General features: G+C 36.0%; 26 protein-coding genes. 1 reads left to right on the top strand and 25 read right to left on the bottom strand.

Annotated features, from left to right (window positions below):
* Positions 1–21: 21 nt before the first annotated feature.
* The 20 genes from KHY58_RS00990 to cobU all read right to left on the bottom strand — a co-directional run bounded on the left by KHY58_RS00990 (position 22) and on the right by cobU (position 15,949).
* Complete coding sequence (locus KHY58_RS00990) at positions 22–906, bottom strand: NAD(+)/NADH kinase (protein WP_004697273.1); 885 nt, start codon at positions 904–906, stop codon at positions 22–24.
* 9 nt (positions 907–915) lie between these two features.
* Positions 916–1,719, bottom strand: coding sequence for a TlyA family RNA methyltransferase (locus KHY58_RS00985; protein ID WP_120054779.1), 804 nt, complete (start codon positions 1,717–1,719; stop codon positions 916–918).
* Positions 1,716–2,195, bottom strand: coding sequence for a divergent PAP2 family protein (locus KHY58_RS00980; RefSeq protein ID WP_004695814.1), 480 nt, complete (start codon positions 2,193–2,195; stop codon positions 1,716–1,718). Before KHY58_RS00980 ends, KHY58_RS00985 begins: the two co-directional genes overlap by 4 nt.
* Positions 2,196–2,223: 28 nt before the next feature.
* The gene (locus KHY58_RS00975) at positions 2,224–3,102 is read right to left on the bottom strand and encodes a polyprenyl synthetase family protein (RefSeq protein WP_012864361.1); all 879 of its coding nucleotides are present in this window, start codon (positions 3,100–3,102) and stop codon (positions 2,224–2,226) included.
* Positions 3,103–3,111: 9 nt separating this feature from the next.
* On the bottom strand, positions 3,112–3,318 hold the full coding sequence (gene xseB / locus KHY58_RS00970; RefSeq protein ID WP_004697322.1) for an exodeoxyribonuclease VII small subunit: 207 nt from the start codon (positions 3,316–3,318) through the stop codon (positions 3,112–3,114).
* On the bottom strand, positions 3,293–4,516 hold the full coding sequence (gene xseA, locus KHY58_RS00965) for an exodeoxyribonuclease VII large subunit (RefSeq protein ID WP_120054778.1): 1,224 nt from the start codon (positions 4,514–4,516) through the stop codon (positions 3,293–3,295). Before xseA ends, xseB begins: the two co-directional genes overlap by 26 nt.
* Positions 4,517–4,518: 2 nt before the next feature.
* Positions 4,519–5,472 carry a metallohydrolase gene (locus KHY58_RS00960; RefSeq protein WP_120054777.1) on the bottom strand — a complete coding sequence of 318 codons (954 nt, stop codon included), beginning with the start codon at positions 5,470–5,472 and terminating at the stop codon, positions 4,519–4,521.
* On the bottom strand, positions 5,472–5,876 hold the full coding sequence (gene nusB, locus KHY58_RS00955; RefSeq protein WP_120054776.1) for a transcription antitermination factor NusB: 405 nt from the start codon (positions 5,874–5,876) through the stop codon (positions 5,472–5,474). The genes KHY58_RS00960 and nusB overlap by 1 nt, the downstream gene beginning before the upstream one ends.
* Positions 5,866–6,261, bottom strand: a complete 396-nt coding sequence (locus KHY58_RS00950; protein ID WP_004695803.1) for an Asp23/Gls24 family envelope stress response protein — start codon at positions 6,259–6,261, stop codon at positions 5,866–5,868. The genes nusB and KHY58_RS00950 overlap by 11 nt, the downstream gene beginning before the upstream one ends.
* 11 nt (positions 6,262–6,272) lie before the next feature.
* The gene (locus KHY58_RS00945; protein ID WP_004695801.1) at positions 6,273–6,653 is read right to left on the bottom strand and encodes an Asp23/Gls24 family envelope stress response protein; all 381 of its coding nucleotides are present in this window, start codon (positions 6,651–6,653) and stop codon (positions 6,273–6,275) included.
* A gap of 135 nt (positions 6,654–6,788) precedes the next feature.
* Positions 6,789–7,346 carry an elongation factor P gene (gene efp / locus KHY58_RS00940; RefSeq protein WP_004695799.1) on the bottom strand — a complete coding sequence of 186 codons (558 nt, stop codon included), beginning with the start codon at positions 7,344–7,346 and terminating at the stop codon, positions 6,789–6,791.
* 15 nt (positions 7,347–7,361) lie between these two features.
* Entirely contained in the window at positions 7,362–8,435 is a 1,074-nt protein-coding gene (locus tag KHY58_RS00935; RefSeq protein ID WP_278471565.1) for a M24 family metallopeptidase, read from the bottom strand.
* 70 nt (positions 8,436–8,505) lie between these two features.
* The gene (locus KHY58_RS00930) at positions 8,506–9,204 is read right to left on the bottom strand and encodes a pseudouridine synthase (protein ID WP_120054860.1); all 699 of its coding nucleotides are present in this window, start codon (positions 9,202–9,204) and stop codon (positions 8,506–8,508) included.
* A complete protein-coding gene (gene cobC / locus KHY58_RS00925) occupies positions 9,204–9,842 on the bottom strand; it encodes an alpha-ribazole phosphatase (protein ID WP_120054774.1) in 639 nt (212 codons plus the stop codon). The genes KHY58_RS00930 and cobC overlap by 1 nt, the downstream gene beginning before the upstream one ends.
* A gap of 7 nt (positions 9,843–9,849) precedes the next feature.
* Positions 9,850–10,980, bottom strand: a complete 1,131-nt coding sequence (locus tag KHY58_RS00920; RefSeq protein ID WP_278471561.1) for a pyridoxal phosphate-dependent aminotransferase — start codon at positions 10,978–10,980, stop codon at positions 9,850–9,852.
* A gap of 24 nt (positions 10,981–11,004) precedes the next feature.
* Positions 11,005–11,889, bottom strand: a complete 885-nt coding sequence (locus tag KHY58_RS00915; protein ID WP_120054772.1) for a GHMP kinase — start codon at positions 11,887–11,889, stop codon at positions 11,005–11,007.
* A gap of 73 nt (positions 11,890–11,962) precedes the next feature.
* A complete protein-coding gene (gene cobS / locus KHY58_RS00910; protein ID WP_077708403.1) occupies positions 11,963–12,856 on the bottom strand; it encodes an adenosylcobinamide-GDP ribazoletransferase in 894 nt (297 codons plus the stop codon).
* A complete protein-coding gene (cbiB, locus tag KHY58_RS00905; protein ID WP_278471558.1) occupies positions 12,856–13,848 on the bottom strand; it encodes an adenosylcobinamide-phosphate synthase CbiB in 993 nt (330 codons plus the stop codon). Before cbiB ends, cobS begins: the two co-directional genes overlap by 1 nt.
* A gap of 12 nt (positions 13,849–13,860) precedes the next feature.
* Positions 13,861–15,378, bottom strand: coding sequence for a cobyric acid synthase (locus tag KHY58_RS00900; RefSeq protein ID WP_120054770.1), 1,518 nt, complete (start codon positions 15,376–15,378; stop codon positions 13,861–13,863).
* A complete protein-coding gene (cobU, locus tag KHY58_RS00895; RefSeq protein WP_120054769.1) occupies positions 15,371–15,949 on the bottom strand; it encodes a bifunctional adenosylcobinamide kinase/adenosylcobinamide-phosphate guanylyltransferase in 579 nt (192 codons plus the stop codon). Before cobU ends, KHY58_RS00900 begins: the two co-directional genes overlap by 8 nt.
* Before the next feature lie 63 nt (positions 15,950–16,012).
* Between cobU and KHY58_RS00890 the strand changes: the two genes are divergently transcribed.
* Positions 16,013–16,348, top strand: coding sequence for a hypothetical protein (locus KHY58_RS00890; RefSeq protein ID WP_004695781.1), 336 nt, complete (start codon positions 16,013–16,015; stop codon positions 16,346–16,348).
* A 47-nt stretch (positions 16,349–16,395) separates the two neighbouring features.
* Here KHY58_RS00890 and KHY58_RS00885 read toward each other — a convergent pair whose 3' ends face one another.
* The 5 genes from KHY58_RS00885 to KHY58_RS00865 all read right to left on the bottom strand — a co-directional run bounded on the left by KHY58_RS00885 (position 16,396) and on the right by KHY58_RS00865 (position 20,542).
* Positions 16,396–16,911, bottom strand: coding sequence for a cob(I)yrinic acid a,c-diamide adenosyltransferase (locus tag KHY58_RS00885; RefSeq protein WP_012864346.1), 516 nt, complete (start codon positions 16,909–16,911; stop codon positions 16,396–16,398).
* A 63-nt stretch (positions 16,912–16,974) separates the two neighbouring features.
* A complete protein-coding gene (gene ndk, locus KHY58_RS00880) occupies positions 16,975–17,382 on the bottom strand; it encodes a nucleoside-diphosphate kinase (RefSeq protein WP_004695778.1) in 408 nt (135 codons plus the stop codon).
* A gap of 22 nt (positions 17,383–17,404) precedes the next feature.
* Entirely contained in the window at positions 17,405–18,280 is an 876-nt protein-coding gene (htpX, locus tag KHY58_RS00875) for a zinc metalloprotease HtpX (protein ID WP_278471551.1), read from the bottom strand.
* A 55-nt stretch (positions 18,281–18,335) separates the two neighbouring features.
* Complete coding sequence (gene thrB / locus KHY58_RS00870; RefSeq protein ID WP_278471549.1) at positions 18,336–19,250, bottom strand: homoserine kinase; 915 nt, start codon at positions 19,248–19,250, stop codon at positions 18,336–18,338.
* 2 nt (positions 19,251–19,252) lie between these two features.
* Positions 19,253–20,542, bottom strand: a complete 1,290-nt coding sequence (locus KHY58_RS00865; protein ID WP_120054766.1) for a homoserine dehydrogenase — start codon at positions 20,540–20,542, stop codon at positions 19,253–19,255.
* Positions 20,543–20,548: the final 6 nt, after the last annotated feature.

Below are 20,548 nucleotides of genomic sequence, written 5' to 3'. Positions count from 1 at the left end.
ACCACCCCACTTGAGATTTGGTTATAACAATTCATCTCGACGAGATGCTAACTTTTTAAATAGTGTACCAAAGAAACATTGATCCTTGAATCGTACAAATAAACAATATACAGGGTTAGAGCTTATATGTAAGGTTTCTTTATTTGTAAAAGTATAGTCAAATGTACCATCAATACAAATATGTAATTGTGGTTCTCTTTCCGGCATTGTAATTTGAATCGTATCATGTTCCTCTAAAACAAGGCTTACACCTTGAATTAAGTGTGGCGCTACTGGGGTGACAATGATGGACCGATTATCTGGTTTCATGATTGGACCACCAGCCGATAGATTATAGCCGGTAGAACCTGTAGCAGAGGAAATAATTAAACCATCCGATGGATACATTTGCGTGTGTTGATTATTAATAGACATATTAATTCGCGCCATTTTAGCAGGCTCAGCACGAGTGATAACAATTTCGTTAATGATAGGAACTAGTTCTTCCTCTTTACCCTTATGACGTTCTATATAAGCATATAAATGTCCACGCTTTTCAATATTATAATCACCATTAGCAATACGTTTAATATGACTTTGCATTTGATGAATTTCAATTTGATTTAAAAAACCTAGTTCGCCAAGATTAATACCACAAACAGGTACATTATATGGATAAATTTGTCTTGCAAGATGGATGATGGTACCATCACCACCAAAACTAAAGGCAATATCTATTTGTTTGAAGATTTCTGGACGACTTAAAATATGAGTTTCAGGAATCTTAAGTACTCGTGCAGGTGCATCTGATTCGAGATCATCTGGCAAAAATACTTCGATACCTTCATCTTTACAAATATGTGCAGCCATTTTTAGAACTGCCATAATATTGCTTTTCCCCATATTGGGGAAGAATCCGATACGCATAGTAATCTCCTATAATGAATGGGCTTCTGCAACCACTGTATCAATCAAAGTATCATCAATGGTTAAGGCCCCTTCTTCGTACTTTTTAAAATAACCTAAAAACTCTATATTGCCTTCCATACCTTTAATTGGTGAGAAAGTTAAGCCATGTGTATACAATCCACAATCATACGCAACGTGTAGAATACGATGTAAAACTTCTTTATGGATTTCACTATCTCGCACTATACCGCCCTTACCAACATTTTCTTTACCAGCCTCAAATTGTGGTTTTATTAAGGCCACAAGTGAGCCCGTATCTTTTAATAAATTAGTAGCTACTGGTAAAACTTTGTCTAAAGAAATAAATGCTACATCAATAGAAATAAAATCAACAAGTTCACCTATTTGTTCAGCGGTAACAGTACGGATATTTTGTTTCTCCATATTAATCACACGTGAATCTTGGCGTAATTTCCAAGCTAATTGATTATATCCTACATCGATGGCAAAGACCTTAGACGCACCGTTTTGTAATGCGCAATCTGTAAAACCACCTGTACTAGCTCCTATATCAATCATCACAGTCCCATGTAAATCGATAGGGTAAGTTTGAATAGCCTTTTCTAATTTAAGTCCTCCACGACTTACATAAGGTAAAGTATTGCCTTTTACAATAATATTGGCATCCACAGGAATCTTGGTGCCTGCTTTATCTATACGTGTAGTATCCATAAATATAAGGCCCGCCATAATAGCTGCTTTTGCTTTTTCTCTACTTTCAAAAAGGCCTCGATTAACGAGGAGTATATCTAATCGTTCTTTATTGCTCATATTACACCATGATAAATACAATAAAACTGAATAAAGGCCACAAGAATACCGAGAATTAAACCACCAAATACTTCGATAGGTGTATGTCCCAACAACTCTTTTAATGCTTCTTTACGTGTAATGACAACAGGTATATTCTTTTTGGTAAAATAATCTACAATTTGATTAAGTATTTGAGCTTGTCGTCCTGCCTCTAATCGTACACCAGACGCATCATACATAACAACAATTGAAAATACTAAGGATAATATAAATAGATCCGTTACACCATTTTTAAGATAAATCGCTGTTGTTGTAGCAATTACAAATGATGTATGTGAACTTGGAAAACCACCAGATCCAACAAGGCGCTCTGGTCGGAATTTACCATGTCTTAAGAGTTGCCATACAAATTTGATAGCTTGAGCCGTAAACCAGCCCCAAAATGCAGCTTGCGCGATATAATTATGTGCTATTTGTGGTAATATATCAATCATTGTTTATACCTTCTACAGGTAATACCCATTAATTCGTACGTTCTAAAAGATAATCAATTAATGCTGATAGTATAGTTGTATCATAAGAAACCAAGTTTAACGCATCATGAGCTTGGCTACCTACTAAGTAGGCTTGATGTTTTGCTTGCTCTAAACCTAGTAAAGATACATAGGTAGATTTATGTTGGCGAATATCACTACCGGGTGTTTTTCCTAATTCTTCAATAGTACCGGTTACATCTAAAATATCATCAGTAATTTGGAATAATAATCCCAGGCAATTAGAATATTCCATAAGGGCTGTTCGCGTAGTCTTATTAGCACTTCCAAGAATAAGACCTAATTCTACAGAAGCGTTAAATAGTGCACCTGTTTTACCAGTATGTAAAACCTTTAATTCTTCTAAAGGAATATGTTTGTCTTCGCTGAGCAAATCAAAGGCTTGTCCCCCAACCATACCTTCAGGACCAGCCGCAGTAGCAACACATTTTATAGCATCTAGTTTTTGCTGTGCACTAGCAACTGTATTTGAAGTCATCAATTGAAAGGCATATGTTAATAACCCATCACCGGCTAAAATAGCAAGTCCCTCACCGTATACTTTGTGATTGGTCAAATTACCTCTACGATAATCATCATTATCCATAGCTGGTAAATCATCATGAACTAATGAATACGTATGGATACACTCCATAGCACATAGAAATTCCTTATAATCAGCTGGCTCTTTATGAAGCATTTCCAACACAGCCTTAGTTAAAATAGGTCGTATTCGTTTGCCACCTTGCATTAAACTATAATTCATAGATTCATAAAGTTGTTCAAATTCTTGATTTGGGCTATTAAGTACTTCGCCTAACCATTGTTCAATATTTTGTTTGCTAGATGCTAAATAATCTTTGAACATAGAATCTCCTTATTCGCTGATGCGGACTTCTTCGATAATTTGTTGTACTTCATCTTCAACAGAGTCAAGCATTTCAGCACATTCTTTTACCAAAGTTAAGCCCTTTTTATATTGTGATAAAAGCTCAGAAATGGTCATATCCCCATCGTCTAATTGCTTAACAATATCTTCTAAGGCCTTATATTTTTTCTCATAACTTTTTAGTGATGCGGCCATCCTTGTGCGCCTCCTTTACCGTAGCAGTAATATAACCATCAGCTAGTGTAACTCGTATATCGTCATTTAGTTGTAATTGGGCAACCGATGTAATAGGTTTGTTATCATGCTCAACCTTTGCAAAACCTTTAATCATCATTTGTAATGGATTTAGCGACTCTAACTGTTGTGCCAATAATGCTAAGCTATGTCTCTCTGCATTACATCGTTCTTTAGTTGCATTAGTTAGAGTTTGTGAAAGCTCTTGTAAGTGTGATTTTTGCTTATGTAAAAATTGCAGAGCTGGAATACCAAGTTTTCGATTAAAGAGCAATGTTAAATCTGTACGTTTTTGTTGTAGTGTATAGCGTATATATTCGTGTAAATACTCTTCTTTTTCTGTCAGCTGATCTTGTAATGTAGTAATTGGAAGTACTGCCATTTCTGTAGCATGGCTAGGCGTAGCCCCGCGCGCATCAGCTACATAATCACATAAGGTGTAATCTGTTTCATGACCTACCGCCGAAATAATCGGTGTATGAGCATTATAAATTGCCTCTACAACAGCTCTATCATTGAAACACCACAAGTCCTCCATAGATCCACCACCACGACCAACGATGATGACATCAATATCTGGATCAGCATCTGCCGTAGCAATTCCTTTTGCTATAATTGGGCCTGCGGTACTACCTTGTACAGGAACGGAAAACAATTTAAATTGAACTAGTGGATTGCGTTGTTTACTAACATGTAGAATATCATGTAATACAGCACCAGATTGGGATGTAACAATACCAATGCAACTCGCCATATAGGGTAAACCTACTTTATGGCTATCATCAAAGTACCCCAAAGCAGTTAACGCTCGTTTTAGAGCGTCAAATTCAAGCTGTAACGGACTTTTAGCACCTATCTGCATATCTGATGCAATGAGATTTAAACGGCCCATTTTATTGTAAAAGTTAACAGATGCTTTTACAGTTACTAATAAACCATTTTGAATGGCATTAACTAGTCCCTTTTGCATGACTGTACTAGACCACATTGTCACATCAATAGCAGATTCCTCATCTTTTAAAGAAAAATACATATGTCCACTACTATGGCATTTTGCATTAATGATTGTACCACTTACATATACATTCTTTAATAGATATTCACGGTCTAAAGTACGCTTTATGAGATTGTTCAATTGTGTAATGGTTAGTACATTCACGATTATCCTCTAGATTCTTGTAAATATGCAGCACCAAAAGCATTACCTGTGGCATTATCAACAGAAAATTGTGTCTGCGCTACATGTAATTGGAGACGATTACGTTTACAACAAATTTCCATGCGCTTACGAAGTAAACTATTACTCATCACACCACCTACAGCGATAAGTGTACGTACAGGTTTCTCTTTAGTATGATAAGTAATCATTTTTTCTAGAGCATTTCCAATGGAAGTAAAAACAGCTCTAGCTAACTTAGATTTATCTATATCACTCATAGCGTTATTTATACGCCGCATAGCAGCACTACAAGGACCGGCAAAGCTAATCCATCCGTCTTTTACAGATGATGGCAATGGTTCATATTCTGTAGTTTGTAATGCTAAAGCCTCTAAATGTTTACCTGCAGGAAATGGTAAGCCTAATGCGACACCTATACGATCAACATATTGCCCCCCTTGTAAATCTTTAGAACCACCAACGATGTGAGATTCAAAAATACCGTTTCCTTGATAATGGCAATATACTAGTTCTGTCGTGCCACCTGATAGATGTAATGCCAAAAATGGCTCATTAGGAATATTTTTTAAATCCCTCAAAGCAGCTAATATATGATTCTCTTGATGTGCAAAAATATGTAAAGGTACATTCATAAGATGACTCAAGGTTTCTCCTTGGCCTAACCCAACCATAAAGGCTGGCATATACGAATTTTCTTCGCGCCGTGGAAAGCCACTAACACCGATACCGCTAATCGATACCTGAGGTAATTCTGACATTAGCTTAGGTAATGCCTTTATATGCTGAAAGACCATATTTGATTGTTGTAGTCCTCGCTCACCTGGTTTTACCTCTAAGATTTTACGTGCTTCCCCTACTATGTGAAAGTCGCTATCTACAATGGCACAACTTGTGGTGTAACAGCTCGTATCAATGCCTAAGTAATATCGTTTCATTATTTACTCTTATTGTATGCGTCTAAGATTGCATTAATTAATTTATAAGATGCATCAGATCCAAACTCTTTTGCTAATTGAATGGCTTCATTAATAGCAATGGATGGCTCTAAAGCTTCCGCTTTATTTGTCATTTCCCAAACGGCAATACGTAAAATAGAACGATCCACCTTATCTAAATTTGCTACTTTACGAGATTTACAGAATGGCTGTAATGTAGCATCAATTGCTTCAGTGTTTGATAGTACACCCTCTATAATACTATTTGCATATGCCTTATCCATTGCTTTATGAATGTTTCCTTCAGGAAATTGAACATCATTTTGATCAGTATGAAATTCATTGGCATATAACATTTGGAATGCGTATTGACGAGCCTCTCGCCGATTTCGCTTAGTTACCATGTAAAACTGGCTCCTTTTCTTTTACAATACCTTCAATATGCACATCAACCTTAATATGATCAAGATCTAGCATATTTTTTAAGGTTTGTTTGATTTCTAATTGCAATTGTTTTGATAATTCAATGAGATTATATCCATACAATGCTTTAATATAAATGTTAATTTCAATAAAACCTTTACGATGCTTTACATTGATACCAGGTAAGCTACGCTGACCAAAAGCATGTGTAATACCCTCTACCAACTCATCGTAAAAGCGTGGGCTTAAAGAATGAATACCAGGAATGGTTCCTAAAGTTTTTGTTGCTACATCAATGATGACAGAATCTGCAATATCAATGGTATCCGTGTCTAAACCATAATTTAATTGATTATCTGAACTCATAGAGATACCTCCTATGGCTGTTGAGGTGTTACTAAATCATCAAAAATAATGTCTTGTACAACTACATCAATAGTTTGAACCTCAATTTCTGTATAAGAGACTAAAGCAGTTTTAATGCGCTCTTGTAGACGTAAAACAACATCAGGAATACGATATCCATACTGAATGCACACATATAGTGTAACTGATATTGCTCCTTCATCGTTAAAGGATATCTTAACACCTTCATGATCGGATTTACGTCTAAAAAAAGTGTTAACGCCATCATTAAAGGTGGAACTCATATGATGAATTCCCTTTGTGTCAAGCGCTGTCATTGTTACAATTGTAGCATATACATCATCGTTAATCTTAATCTTACCCGACTCTAGTTCAGTATTTTTCTTGGTCATACTGGCCTCTTTCAAAAAAAGCACCTGTCCCTATATATAATTACATAGACGACAAGTGCTTACAGTGCAAATGTTACGATATATGGGGAATAAGATTCCTTGAAAAGATCTTGCCCCAATACATATCAATGAGTATTAGGCACGTTCGATGTATTGTCCTGTACGAGTATCAATACGAAGTACATCATCTACTTCAATGAAGAGAGGTACTTTTACAGTGTAGCCTGTTTCTAATACGGCTGGTTTATTACCACCAGTCGCAGTATCGCCACGGATACCAGGATCTGTTTCAACTACGCGAAGTTCAACAGCTACAGGTAAATCGATACCGATTACGATACCTTGGAAAAACATGATGGATACTTCCATATTTTCAAGAAGGAAGTTTTTAGCATCACCTAATTGTTCAAGGGTAAGTTCAACTTGATCATAAGTTTCGTTATCCATGAATGTATAAGAGCCATCAGATTCATATAAGTATTGCATACGACGACGATCAACATGTGCTTTAGGCACTTTTTCACCTGCATTAAATGTACGCTCAACTACAGAACCAGTTTGCAAGTTTTTCATTTTAGTACGTACGAATGCAGCACCTTTACCTGGTTTAACGTGTTGAAAATCAACTACTTGCCATACATTACCGTCAATTTCAACGGTTACACCTGGACGAAAATCATTACTGGAAATCATCTAACTCTTCTCCTTCTAAATACCTATTTCAATTAACTCTTTTGGACTATGTGTCAACACCTCATAGCCGTCAGATTTGACGATGACACTATCCTCTATTCTCAATCCGATAGTACCTGTTATATAAATGCCAGGTTCTACCGTAATGATCATATTTTCTGTAAATACCGTATCGGATTTAGTATTGGCTACTGGTTCTTCGTGAATCTCAAGACCTACGCCATGCCCAGTACCATGATTAAATTCCTTGGTATATCCATGTTCTTTAATATAATCACGACAAACTGCATCAAGTTCTTTACCAGTAATACCAGCCCGAACTGCAGCTACGCCACGTTTTTGTGCTTCTAAAACTATACCATACAGGTTCTTTTGTAATTCAGAGGCAGGCCCCATTACAATAGTTCTAGTCATATCAGAATGATAACCCTTATATACTGCACCAAAGTCAAAGGTAACAAAATCACCTGCTTCAATGACCTTATCACTGGCTACACCATGAGGCATACTAGAACGATTACCAGAAGCAACAATGGTTGCAAAGGAAGGTTCCTCTGATCCACGTTTTAACATTTCTGATTCTAATATAATGCGCGCTTCGTTTTCTGTCATCCCTACCTTTAGTTGTGGTAGCAAGGCAGCAAAAGCACCATCACCAATTTTAGCAGCTTTACGCAATAAGTCTAATTCATCTTCACGCTTAACCGCACGTAGTTTTGCAAAATTGATAGATGTAAAATTAAAGCGTTCATCTAATGTATCACATAAAGTTTCATACGTATCCACAGGCATTTGTTTGCCTTCTATACCGAATAAACCTTCGTGAATATGATATTCATTGAATATATCTACAAGAGTATCCATAACAGTTGTTTCATATTGAATAACTGTGTACCCTTCACATTGTTTTGTTGCTTGTTCAGTATATCTGAAATCAGTAATCATAAAGGCTTTATCTTGAGTAATGATAGCAAAGCCTGTAGTACCAGTAAAGCCTGCAAAATAATGTAAATTTATAGGGCTTATTAAAATGACGCCTGTTAATTCTTGCTCTTTAATATACTGTTGTAGCAGATTTAATCCATTCATAATCTTGCTCCTAGTCTATAAAGTACAATTAATCTTACCATAAAATGCCTATATTGAATAGAATTTTATGCTATTTTTTAAAGCCCTCTATCTGTTCAACGGTCAATTCCATTGCAGAACCAACTTCCTCAATGCCACTTAAATCAATATGACCAATCGTAAGACGTTTCAAATATGTTACAGTACCACCTGCAGCACCAATCATGCGCTTAACTTGATGATATTTGCCTTCTTCAATCGTTATATGTGCTGAGTGTAACGATACAGATTCGATTTCTGCCGGTTTACATTGCGTACCATCTCCAAGAAGAATTCCCTTTTTAATACGTTGTATACCTTCATCAGATAGCGTTCCTTCAAATTCTACGTAATAAATCTTAGGCACATGTTTATTACCATTGATGATAGAATGTCCCCACACACCATCATTAGTTAATAATAAAAGTCCTTCTGTATCCTTGTCTAATCTGCCTACTGGAACAACTCCCATTTTTATGAATTCTGGAGGGAGTAAATCCATAACAACAGGGTGATTAGAATCTTCTACCGCTGTAACATAGCCCTTTGGCTTATGAAATTTTACATAATAAAGTTGAGTAGTACTAACAACCTTACCATCAACAGCAACTATATCAACATTAATATCAATGTGAGTATCTTTTTTCGTTGTTATACTACCATTGATGGTAACCCTTCTATCCTTTATGATTTGATGGACTTCTTTTCGACTACCATAAGCTTTATTGGCTAATAATTTATCTAGTCGCATCATGCATGACCTTGTAATATATCTACGTGTGCTGTATCATTGAGCAAGTTTAAAATATTATGATCAAACTCTCCCATGCCATTATAGAATATACGATTAATTGCTGTATTACCTTGACTAAAATTCCAACAATGACTAATGGAAATATCTAATAATTTACACAATAATGTTCGTATAGTTCCACCATGACAAGCAATGAGAAGTGTTTCCTCCTCATTATTAACATTGATAAATTCCTCTAGACCTTCCCATGCACGGTCTTGTAAATTCTTAAAGCTTTCACCATTAGGAACCTTAACTAGATGTGGTCGCAAATACATTTCATCTATCAAACCAGGCCAACGATCTTCGATATCTGAAAATAGCATAGCTTCCCAATCGCCAAAATTAAGTTCTCGTAAGCGTTTATCTACTGTTATAGGAGTAGTACGTTCCCCGCGAATGACTTCAGCTGTAACTAAAGCACGACTCAAATCACTAGATAATATGCGATCAAATTTAACATCTTTAAGAGCCTGACCACATGCCTTTGCTTGATTTAAACCATTTTCATTAAGTGGAACATCTGTGATGCCTTGGTATTTTCCCATTTTGTTCCAATCAGTTTCACCATGGCGCACAATATACAATGTCTTCATAGTCTTCCTATACTTTCAAAATATCTGTTAATTTTTCTACTAACTTAACATTAGTATCATGATCTTTAATTGCAACGCGAACCCATTGATTATTTAATCCCATATAAGAATCACAGTTGCGAACAATCATATTATCTTTTTTAAGAGCTTCATTAATCGACTCTGCCGTTATTCCTTCTTGCTCAATGTGGAACAACATAAAATTAGCTGAAGGCGGATATACAGTAATACCATCTATAGTATCTAATGAGTTATGCATAAAAAGTTGCTCTTCATGTAATACTTGTTTTGTTCGTTTCACATACTCTACATCATTCAAAGCCGCCTCTGTATAGGATTGAGCTAATGTGTTAACAGACCAAGTGGGAATAAAACTATTTAGTTGCTCAATGATAAGAGGATTGCTGAAAGCAGCACCAATTCGTAGCCCTGGCACGGCATAGAATTTTGTAAAAGAATGAACCACGATAATATTATCAAACTCGTTAACTAGGGAGCGCATGGAGTATTCATTATCTTGTAATGTGTCGTTACCAACAAAATCGATAAAGGACTCATCTATAACAAGTAAACTATTAGCATCTTTCAGCATGCTTGCAATAGTACGAATATGGTTTTTATCAAGTAACGTACCATCTGGATTATTGGGATTACCTAGAAATACAATAATACGACCATCTTGCCCCTTTAACTCAGCTGCAAAAGTTTCTAATGCTAAATAAGGAACCTCAAAATAAGGTTTTCCATGTTCATCTTCCCGTGGTCGATAATAAATATCGCGTACTGGAATTCTACTTGCTTCTAAAGCTGCTTTATATTCAGAAAAACCTGGTGCGGGAACAAAAGCGCCCGTATAGCCAGGTAACCGACAAATTGCATATAATAGCTCTGCTGCTCCATTGCCAACTACAATTTGATTTTTATTCATACCATAGATATCAGCAATGGCATTTAATATATCATCATTTGTAGCATCCGGATAATGTGATATATATCGCAATTGAGATTCTAATGCAGATAAGCCACGTTGGCTAGGGCCTAGTGAATTAATATTAGCACTAAAGTCAATAACATCGTATGGTTCAATTCGTTGTTCATGGGCAAACTGAAAGATATTGCCCCCATGTATTTTAGACATACTATTCTCTTTCTATGAAATACTTTATCGTTTGATATAAGTTAATCCTTCATTCGTAGTTTCAACCGTATCTACATAGGTTAATTGTGGCAACTTACGTAAAATCTCATTCTTACAATCATCAATACGACCATAATCAACGGGGAATAATAGTCCCATAATGGTTCCGCTATGAGCGATGATTGTTCCCACACTATTATAAGAATTACCTACATCGTGAAAGTCATATAAATTAGGTTTATATAAAATACGCTGATTGCCAAAAGCACTTAATGTAGCAGCTTGGCCAATGAGCTTTATATCATGCGTTATAAGACCCTGTTTAAAGAAATCAAAGGATTCTTGTATAATAGATTCTTTTTCTAAAATTTTATTTTGTAAATCTGCTTGTTTATTAAAGCTAACTGTATCAATGCTACCGCCTTCGTCAAAAACGAGGATTTTTAAAGGTGGGCACATACCTAATGGCTTAGAGATAGTCCCTTTAATATAATCAAACTGAGTTACACCTTGATAAAAAGAGGCATCTGTAGGCTCTACAGATAGACAAATTTGCTCAAGTTCTTTTAATGATAAATCATAGTCCATGGCCAAAGCTGTAGCCATAGCTGTTACAGAAATATCTGCCGAACTTGAAGCCATGCCTTTTCCTTGCAGAATATCGGATCTTACATACACAGGCGGGCAAATTTGATTTTTATTTTTTTGTTGGACCAATTCTTGTACTAATTTACGAGCTTGTGCAGATTTTGGTTGAAGTGCACAAAATTCTTTAGAAAAAGGTTGTATTACATTACTCAATGCGTAGGAGTATCGATTAATTGGACATGTCACTAAAAATGACTGACCATCAATAGAACCTTGTAGAAATTCCCCACATGTACCTGGGGCTCTTACATAATAGGTCACATTAAACTCCTTTCACATCAAATAAAGTATACGTTCTAAAGATATTAAAACTTTGAAAATCAAAAATTTAGAGTTAGAACATAGTTGGATTATTAACTACCGTAGCTGATAGTATAGATAAAATTATGCTATATACCAATATCAATAATACTTCAGTTACTTCCACAACAAATCCATATGTATCACCAGTAGTGCCACCTAACGCTTTTACAATATAGCGGTTTAATAATCGGTTAATAATATACGTAATAATCATGCTAACAATATTGATTTGGAAAATACCTATAGTAGCATATACTAACACACCTAGTCCTACCAAATACCCTACATCAGGTGCTGAAAAAATTGCATAAGCACCATATAAAAGTGTATATAATACTAAACCGATTAATAGTAATAGAATAGGCATAAAGAACGTAGATATGGTGTTATAAGTAATAACATATTTAGGTGCTAAATTAGCAAATGCTGCCCCCATCCCCTGTTCTCTAGCATATGGATAGGATCGAATACTAAAAACCATAGACCAGCGGCTCATTAAAGGCATCATAATGAGTGCCATAGGAATAAATTCAGCCGATGGAATCGAAGCTAATAATTGCCATTTCAAAAGTGTAACAAATACAAAAGCAACAACTCCAAAGGAGCCTATACGACTATCTTTCATGATTTCTAGTTTACGTTCTCTTTCACGGCCGGAAAACAAACCATCGCTTGTATCCATCAAACCATCAGCATGAAGGCCACCAGTTATTAAAAACTCAGCCACAACGATAATTAACATCAATGGCATAATCGGAATAAATGGCGACAATACGCCATATAATATAGCTAGTATGAGACCAATAATAAGGCCCACATAAGGAAAGGCTACTACCGATTTACCAAAGTCCTCTACAGACCATTCAGTTTGATTTACAAGTTTTAAACGCGTTAAAAATTGTAGTGCTATAAAAAAAGGTGTCATTATACATTCATCCCATAGGTAATGACTGTACTAATGATGACCATTAGTATAGTCGTAACATACATCATATAAATAGTTCGTGTAATATGGTTGCGATTCAACTTTTCAATAGGGTCACCCATATATTCGCGAAAAGTCATTTTTTTGAAATATTGATTGTAACCACCTAAGCGAATATGTAAAGCTCCTGCAACTGGTGCTTCTGCGTAACCACCATTAGGGCTTGGATGTTTCTTAGCATCGCGCAAACCAATTTGGATCGCCTTTTTTGCATCAAAGCGTAAAAAGAATGCAGAAATTACAATTAATACAAAGGTAATTCGGGCAGGAATCCAATTTAATATGTCATCAAAGCGTGCAGCTACGCGACCAAAGTACAAGTACTTTTGATTCTTATAGCCTAACATAGAATCCATAGTATTAGCAGTTCTATAAAGAATAGCCCCCATAGGGCCACCGATAATAAAAAAGAAAAAAGGTGCAATGATACCATCTACCGTATTTTCCGCAATCGTTTCTACTGTAGCACGAGTGATTTCACTTTCATCTAGGTCTTCAGTATCACGTCCCACAATCCAGGATAAACGTTTACGAGCTTCTACGATATTACCTTGTTTTATTAACTGACTAATCGTAAAACCTGCGCCAGCCAATGAACGTGGAGAAATGGCGATGTAGAGGATCACTACTTCGAAAGCATAGTATACCCATTTGTCTACTACTCCACCTAGCCATAACAATAAAGATACTATGATATATACCGATATAAGAATTAAACCTACTGCAATACCACCGTACCACAATTTCTTCGTATCATTATCAGTGTCCTTATAAAGAACGGCTTCAAAAAAAGATATTATACGTCCAATAATGCCCACTGGATGATATTTACTATTAGGATCTCCAATAATTAAATCCAATAAAAATGCTAAAACTGGTATACACACAAAGTTATACTTCGAAAACCAGTGAAAAAATGTTAAATGTTCCATATATCTCCTCTACTATCCCAAAGTAGACATAATATAGTCCATATCTAAATGTTCCTCCACAATATCAGCTAAGCGATTATATGCCGCATTTTTATGTTCAAAATAATGGAATACTACATCTAATGGTTGTAATCCCTTGCGTTCACGTAATTGATTGATAATAAAACGTCTAAACTCGTCATTATCAAATACACCGTGAATATATGTACCCATTACCTGATGATTGCCATCAATAAAACCATCAATAACATTGACGGCCTCTTCACTGCGACTTGTAATTGTAAAGCAACGAGACACTGTATCTGCTAGTGGTGTAGTATCCCCCATATGAATTTCATAGCCTACTAATTTTTCACCCCTGAAAGTACCATTTAAGAACTGTAAATTAGATACATTGAATTGTACTTGATGGGTAGTTTTTTGAGCCTTCATAGTCGTGGAGGATTCAACAAGGCCAAGTCCTTCAATTTCCTCGATATCACCTTCCATATGATGCGGATCATAAATAGTTTTACCTAACATTTGGTTACCGCCACAAACACCGATAACAGGTGTACCTTGAGCAGCCAATTTTTTGATTTCATCAGCAAAGCCTGTATCGCGTAAATATGTTAAGTCAGCCAATGTATTTTTAGAACCAGGTAATATAATTAAATCTGGTGTACCGATAACATCTCCAGGGCCTACAAAACGGACAGATACATCTGGCTCATAATTAAGTGCATCAAAGTCTGTAAAATTAGAGATTTTAGGTGTTTGCATAACTACGACCTGAATATCTTTAGACCCACTATTGCGTTTGTTCTCTAATGCAACAGAATCTTCTTCATCAATATCGAGGTTTTCAATGGCAGGAATAACTCCTACCACTTTTTTACCTGTTTTTTCTTCAATAAATGTAAGAGCTGGTTCTAATAGTTTGATATCACCACGGAATTTATTGATAACGATACCTTTGATAAGATCGCGTTCTTCTGGTTCTAATAGTTCTAAGGTACCAACAATAGACGCAATAGCACCACCTCGGTCAATATCTGCAATGAGAAAAACTGGAGCTTGAGTCATCTTGGCAATACGCATATTTACAATGTCATTTGCTTTTAAGTTAACTTCTGCAGGGCTACCAGCACCTTCGATAACCATCATATCAAAATTTGAATCTAAGAAATCGATAGATTCTTTAACCTTATCTAAAGCGGTTAGAGAATATTTAGTATGATATTCTTTAGCACTATATACACCAACAGGTTTTCCCATCAATACAACTTGAGACGATTGATTGCCTGTAGGTTTTAATAAAACAGGATTCATTTGAACTATTGGATCAATACCAGCGGCTTCGGCTTGAGCGACTTGAGCACGACCAATTTCATCGCCCCATTTTGTCACATAAGAATTGAGAGCCATATTTTGTGCTTTAAAAGGAACGGTCTTAAAACCTTTTCTATAAAAAATACGGCATAATGCAGTACAAAGAATACTTTTACCTACATTAGAACTCGTTCCTTGAAACATTATTTTCTTAGCCATTTATATGAACCTCCTGTGATTTCAATTCAATGGTAACACCACTAATTGTTAAATAGAGTTTATCTGCAACAGAAGCTACTGCTCGATTCACACGACCAGCAATATCTCTAAAATATCTAGCCAGTTTATTATCCGGCACAATACCTAACCCAATTTCATTGGTCACAAATATAACTGTTTTACCTTCACATGATTGTATCGAGTCTAATAAAGTGTCTAATTCTGAAAGTATTGTCTGTTCTAAACTATTAGCATCTTCTTGACCACGAATGGAGCCATAAGCCATCATGTGATTGGTAGTGAACATGGTTAAACAATCTATAAGAATTACATCTGCTGATTTACTGATATTTTCCCATTCATCAGCTAAATGTAAAGGTACTTCAAAATTATTCCATATTTTTCCTCGTCGCTCTTGATGTTTTTTGATGCGATCCACCATTTCCTCATCAAAAGCTTGGCCCGTAGCTACATAAGCTTTTAAACCTTTTGTAGCCAATGCTAAACGTTCAGCAAATTCACTTTTTCCACTACGTGCCCCACCGGAACACAATATAATTTGTGATTTCATAATGCACCTATACAAGAATTTATAATTTCAGTATCATTATAAGTATAACAAAGGAGCGATACTATGGAAATTATGAATATGAAACTAAAAATGATGGCTACTTTATGGGATAACACATATCGTGTTGCCATCGATGACGGGCAAGGTAAATATATTGGTACTGCACGAGTAGTAGTGAATGTTCCGCTACCACCAGAAGCCTTACCAGAAAATGCACCTCAAGTTGAAGCACAACTCTTAGTATTAGTTGAAGACTTTGATTTCGGCGCTGATAAAATTATAAACTTTGAAACAACATTAGCCAATCTATTAAGAGAAAAATTCCGTTATGAAATTCCTCATATCTTTTTCTACTATCCTAGTCCTCAAGATGTTTTAAACCAAACAATTTCACAATAAGGTCTATAACGAGCAAAAAGCTATGTAAAATACATAGCTTTTTTTGTTTATTCTGCTCCAAGTTCTTCCTCTACACGACACAAGATAAAGCAAAGGTCGGATAGACGATTTAAGTATTTTAAATTAGATTCGTGAACACTTTCACCAGCGTCTAATACCCGCCATAAAGCGCGTTCCGCACGTCGAGTAATCGTTCTAGCTACATGTAAGTAAGCAGAAGATTGTTTTTCACCTGGAATAACAAAACTAGATAAAGGTTCTAATTTTGCATCAAAGCGATCTATAACTTTTTCTAAATGCTTTACATATTGCTCAGTAATTACCGGAGCGGCATTTAAACTTGCAATATCGGCCATTAATGTCCATAAGTTGCGCTCAATATCGTATAATTCAGCAGAAACACGTGGATTTTCAGCATAAGCGCGAGCCAATCCTAAAAAAGCTTGTAATTCATCGATTGTACCATAAGCTTCTACGCGTAAAGATGATTTCTGTACACGTTCTCCCGTGTATAAACCAGTTGTACCAGCATCACCTGTTTTTGTATAAACGCTACTTGCCATATGATTACCTCCTATAGATAACATGGATGTAGAAATAAAAGCTAAAGAATCCCAACCTTGAGATTATTTGTATTCAGGGAACCAAAGATGAATTTCACGAGCAGCGGCTTCTGGAGAATCAGAAGCATGTACTACGTTAGCATCCATTGTTAGGGCATAGTCACCACGAATACTACCAGGGGCAGCATCTACAGGATTTGTTGCTCCGTTTAAAGCACGTACGGATACAATTGCGTTCTCACCAGCTAACACAAAAGCAAGAACTGGTCCTGATGTAATAAAATCAACTAATTCACCAAAGAATGGTTTTTCCTTATGTTCTGCATAATGTTCTTCCGCTAATTCACGAGGTACTTGTAAGAGTTTTAATGCTTTAATAACAAGGCCTTTACGTTCATAACGGCTAAGAATTTCACCACTTAATTGACGTTTAACTGCATCTGGTTTAATTAAAACTAATGTTTCTTGCATAATACCCTCCAGTAGATACTAATTATAATATTGCCTTTTCTTTATACTTTGGATTTATAGCTTGTTTCTTTAACTTTTGAATACGTTCTTCCGTGCGAGGATGTGTACTAAAAAGATTGCTCAAGCTTTCACCAATTCCCATCATAGGGTTAATAATAAACATATGGGCTGTAGCATTACTTGCATTAGGCAATGCACCATGTTTAGAGTAGTAGTCAATTTTTGCAAGTGCAGAAGCCAGTGCTAATGGATTGCGACACATATCTCCGCCCCCCTCATCAGCTAAAAACTCACGAGTACGGGAAATACTCATCTGAATAAGACCAGCTGCGATAGGTGCAATAATGATTGTACCAAGAAGTGCCAAAGGGTTAGTGCCTTCTCGATCATCGGAACGCCCAAATATGGCAGTAAATTGAAGTATATTGGCTATCATAGAAATAGCACCAGCCATCATAGCTGCAATTGTACTAATCAATGTATCTCGATTCTTAACATGTGTTAATTCGTGTGCAAGCACACCTTCTAATTCTTCATCAGTTAATAGACGTTGGATACCTTCTGTAACAGCAACTGCTGCATGACTAGGATTTCTACCTGTTGCAAATGCATTCGGTACTTCACTGGGAATGATATAAACCTTTGGCATTGGTAAATTACCATTTTTAGCCAATTGATCTACCATTGCATATAGTTTTGGATTAGACTGTGCAGTAACAGGTTGAGCATTGTATTGGGCTAAAACGATTTTATCGCTGTACCAATAGGACATAAAATTCATACCCATGGATATGACAAACATCATAATCATACCGCTTCTGCCGCCAATCATATCACCAATAACCACTAAAATGGCTGTTAGAGTCGCTAATAAAAGTGTTGTTTTTATATTGTTCATAGTTTCCTCCAATTATTGTTATGGACTGTGCCTAACACTATAATTATACCATAAACTATATAATTAACGCTCCAGTTGTATCAGCTTCTAAGCAATATATTTTATTTTCAATCTCATTTGCTGTGAATACGGCCCCCATAGCCTTTGCTACCTCTTGTACATGAGTTTTATCAACATATGCAATCAGAGTAGAACCCGATCCACTGATAGTAGCACCGTAAGCTCCAGCAACTTTTGCGGCTTCAAAAACTTCATCACAATGAGGAATCAATGTCTTACGATAAGGTACATGCAAGTTGTCATCTAAGGCAACAGATAAATTACTTAATTGATGCGTAATTAAGCTTGTTACAAATAATGAAGCATGACTTACATTTTGTACAGCTTCTTTAAATGGAATATGATTTGGTAGCACAGAACGAGCATATTCAGTAGATACCATGACTTCTGGTACTACAACAGCAAAATGTAGCTCCGGAGGAATAGAAATGACCGTGTTTAGTACCTTATTTTTTAAACCTGTAGCACAACATAAATTTCCGTAAATAGCTGGCGCCACATTATCTGGATGACCTTCCATACGATTTGCTATAACTAGTAACTCTTCTTTTGAAAGTGGATGCTTTACCAATGCGTTCGCCAGTAAAAGCCCCCCTACGATAGCCGTACTACTACTACCTAGTCCACGAGAGGGAGGAATCAAGGTTTCAGAAGTTATATGACCATATCGAATTGGTTCTTGAGCAGTAGCAAAAACTTGATCCATAGCGAAACCAATTAGATTCTTTTTAGGATCTTCAGCGCGTAGAATATCTGCACCAAAACCTTCAAAAGTATATGTATATTCTGTAGCATTTTCATCTGGTGTAAAGCTGAATATATTATAAAGATTTAGTGCTAATCCTAAGCAATCAAAACCTGGGCCACAGTTTGCACTAGTGGCAGGTACTTGTACACGAACAGTATTCATAATTAAGCTTCCATAATACGAATGACACTATTAACAGCCTTAACGGAGCGCAAGCTATTAAAAGAGTCTATAAGATTTAAAATATAAGATCTTGGGCATTTAGATGTAACAATGGCAAGAACTGCAGTTTCTGGATCCATATTTCGTTGAACGATGGATAAAACAGAAATCTTTTGTTCTGCTAATTTTGCAGAGATTTTTGCTAGTACACCTGTTTTATTATCTACTGCTAAACGCAAGTAGTAGCTAGATTGAATTTTACCTGGAGAATAAATATCTTTTTGATCATAATAGAACGGTTTCAAACGTCCCGTTTCATTATAAGAAACATTCTTTGCCACTTCCATAATGTCAGATACTACAGAACTACCTGTCGGTAAGCTACCTGCACCACGACCATATAACATGACATCGTCGATACCATTCCCCTTTACATAAATCGCATTATAGGATCCGCGAACAGATGCCAATGGATGTGTAGTAGGAATAAATGCAGGGTATACATTTAGAGATAATCCTTGAGCAGTTTCTTTAGCAATACCTAATAATTTAATATTGTAACCAAACTCTTTCCCAAATTTTATATCTTCAGTATCAATACAAGTAATACCTTCTACAGTTACATCTTCAAAGAAAATACGACGGTTAAAACTAATGGATGCAAGTATTGCCAATTTACGAGCTGCATCAAGGCCTTCAACATCAGCTGTAGGATCTGCCTCTGCATATCCTAACTCTTGTGCTTCTTTCAATACATCTTGATAGCTTAAACCTTCTTCAGACATTTTAGTCAAAATAAAGTTTGTAGTACCGTTCATAATGCCAATGATTTCAGTAATACGATTACCGGCTAACGATTCATATAATGTGCGGATTATAGGAATACCACCTAAAACAGATGCTTCAAAACGTAAGTCTACCCCATTTTTACTCGCTAAGTCTAATAAGTATGGACCAGCTTCTGCTAATAAGTCTTTATTGGCAGTTACCACATTCTTCTTAGCTTTTAAAGCCCCTTCTACACAATCTTTTGCAAAGTTTGTACCACCCATTAATTCCACTACCATTTGAATGGAGTCATCTTTTAATACTTCATCAATATCAGTTACATATTTAGCTGTTTCTGGTAATATAATATGACTATATTTTTCTGGATTTCGTACGTAAATTTTAGAAATTTCAACATTGACACCTGTACGATTTTTAATTAATTCAGCATTGTCTTGCAATAAGTTAAAAGTACCTTGTGCAACAGTACCAAAACCTAATAAAGCAATTTTTATAGTGGTCATAATCGT

The organism is Veillonella parvula, from assembly GCF_018366295.1.
In the GTDB taxonomy this organism is placed as follows: Bacteria; Bacillota; Negativicutes; order Veillonellales; family Veillonellaceae; genus Veillonella; species Veillonella parvula_P.
Note: the sequence above shows the minus strand (reverse complement) of the source record. Positions and strands in the feature narration are given on the sequence as shown.

Excerpts from the sequence above, each read along its gene's own strand:
- htpX (WP_278471551.1), bottom strand. The coding sequence starts at position 18,280 with ATGAACAATATAAAAACAACACTTTTATTAGCGACTCTAACAGCCATT.
- KHY58_RS00900 (WP_120054770.1), bottom strand. The coding sequence starts at position 15,378 with ATGGCTAAGAAAATAATGTTTCAAGGAACGAGTTCTAATGTAGGTAAA.
- efp (WP_004695799.1), bottom strand. The coding sequence starts at position 7,346 with ATGATTTCCAGTAATGATTTTCGTCCAGGTGTAACCGTTGAAATTGAC.
- KHY58_RS00990 (WP_004697273.1), bottom strand. The coding sequence starts at position 906 with ATGCGTATCGGATTCTTCCCCAATATGGGGAAAAGCAATATTATGGCA.
- KHY58_RS00950 (WP_004695803.1), bottom strand. The coding sequence starts at position 6,261 with ATGAGTTCAGATAATCAATTAAATTATGGTTTAGACACGGATACCATT.
- cbiB (WP_278471558.1), bottom strand. The coding sequence starts at position 13,848 with ATGGAACATTTAACATTTTTTCACTGGTTTTCGAAGTATAACTTTGTG.
- ndk (WP_004695778.1), bottom strand. The coding sequence starts at position 17,382 with ATGCAAGAAACATTAGTTTTAATTAAACCAGATGCAGTTAAACGTCAA.
- KHY58_RS00975 (WP_012864361.1), bottom strand. The coding sequence starts at position 3,102 with ATGTTCAAAGATTATTTAGCATCTAGCAAACAAAATATTGAACAATGG.
- xseB (WP_004697322.1), bottom strand. The coding sequence starts at position 3,318 with ATGGCCGCATCACTAAAAAGTTATGAGAAAAAATATAAGGCCTTAGAA.
- KHY58_RS00980 (WP_004695814.1), bottom strand. The coding sequence starts at position 2,195 with ATGATTGATATATTACCACAAATAGCACATAATTATATCGCGCAAGCT.
- KHY58_RS00985 (WP_120054779.1), bottom strand. The coding sequence starts at position 1,719 with ATGAGCAATAAAGAACGATTAGATATACTCCTCGTTAATCGAGGCCTT.
- KHY58_RS00960 (WP_120054777.1), bottom strand. The coding sequence starts at position 5,472 with ATGAAACGATATTACTTAGGCATTGATACGAGCTGTTACACCACAAGT.
- KHY58_RS00930 (WP_120054860.1), bottom strand. The coding sequence starts at position 9,204 with ATGCGACTAGATAAATTATTAGCCAATAAAGCTTATGGTAGTCGAAAA.
- KHY58_RS00945 (WP_004695801.1), bottom strand. The coding sequence starts at position 6,653 with ATGACCAAGAAAAATACTGAACTAGAGTCGGGTAAGATTAAGATTAAC.
- cobS (WP_077708403.1), bottom strand. The coding sequence starts at position 12,856 with ATGACACCTTTTTTTATAGCACTACAATTTTTAACGCGTTTAAAACTT.
- cobU (WP_120054769.1), bottom strand. The coding sequence starts at position 15,949 with ATGAAATCACAAATTATATTGTGTTCCGGTGGGGCACGTAGTGGAAAA.
- KHY58_RS00890 (WP_004695781.1), top strand. The coding sequence starts at position 16,013 with ATGGAAATTATGAATATGAAACTAAAAATGATGGCTACTTTATGGGAT.
- KHY58_RS00865 (WP_120054766.1), bottom strand. The coding sequence starts at position 20,542 with ATGACCACTATAAAAATTGCTTTATTAGGTTTTGGTACTGTTGCACAA.
- cobC (WP_120054774.1), bottom strand. The coding sequence starts at position 9,842 with ATGAAGACATTGTATATTGTGCGCCATGGTGAAACTGATTGGAACAAA.
- thrB (WP_278471549.1), bottom strand. The coding sequence starts at position 19,250 with ATGAATACTGTTCGTGTACAAGTACCTGCCACTAGTGCAAACTGTGGC.
- KHY58_RS00935 (WP_278471565.1), bottom strand. The coding sequence starts at position 8,435 with ATGAATGGATTAAATCTGCTACAACAGTATATTAAAGAGCAAGAATTA.
- KHY58_RS00885 (WP_012864346.1), bottom strand. The coding sequence starts at position 16,911 with ATGGCAAGTAGCGTTTATACAAAAACAGGTGATGCTGGTACAACTGGT.
- KHY58_RS00920 (WP_278471561.1), bottom strand. The coding sequence starts at position 10,980 with ATGTCTAAAATACATGGGGGCAATATCTTTCAGTTTGCCCATGAACAA.
- nusB (WP_120054776.1), bottom strand. The coding sequence starts at position 5,876 with ATGGTAACTAAGCGAAATCGGCGAGAGGCTCGTCAATACGCATTCCAA.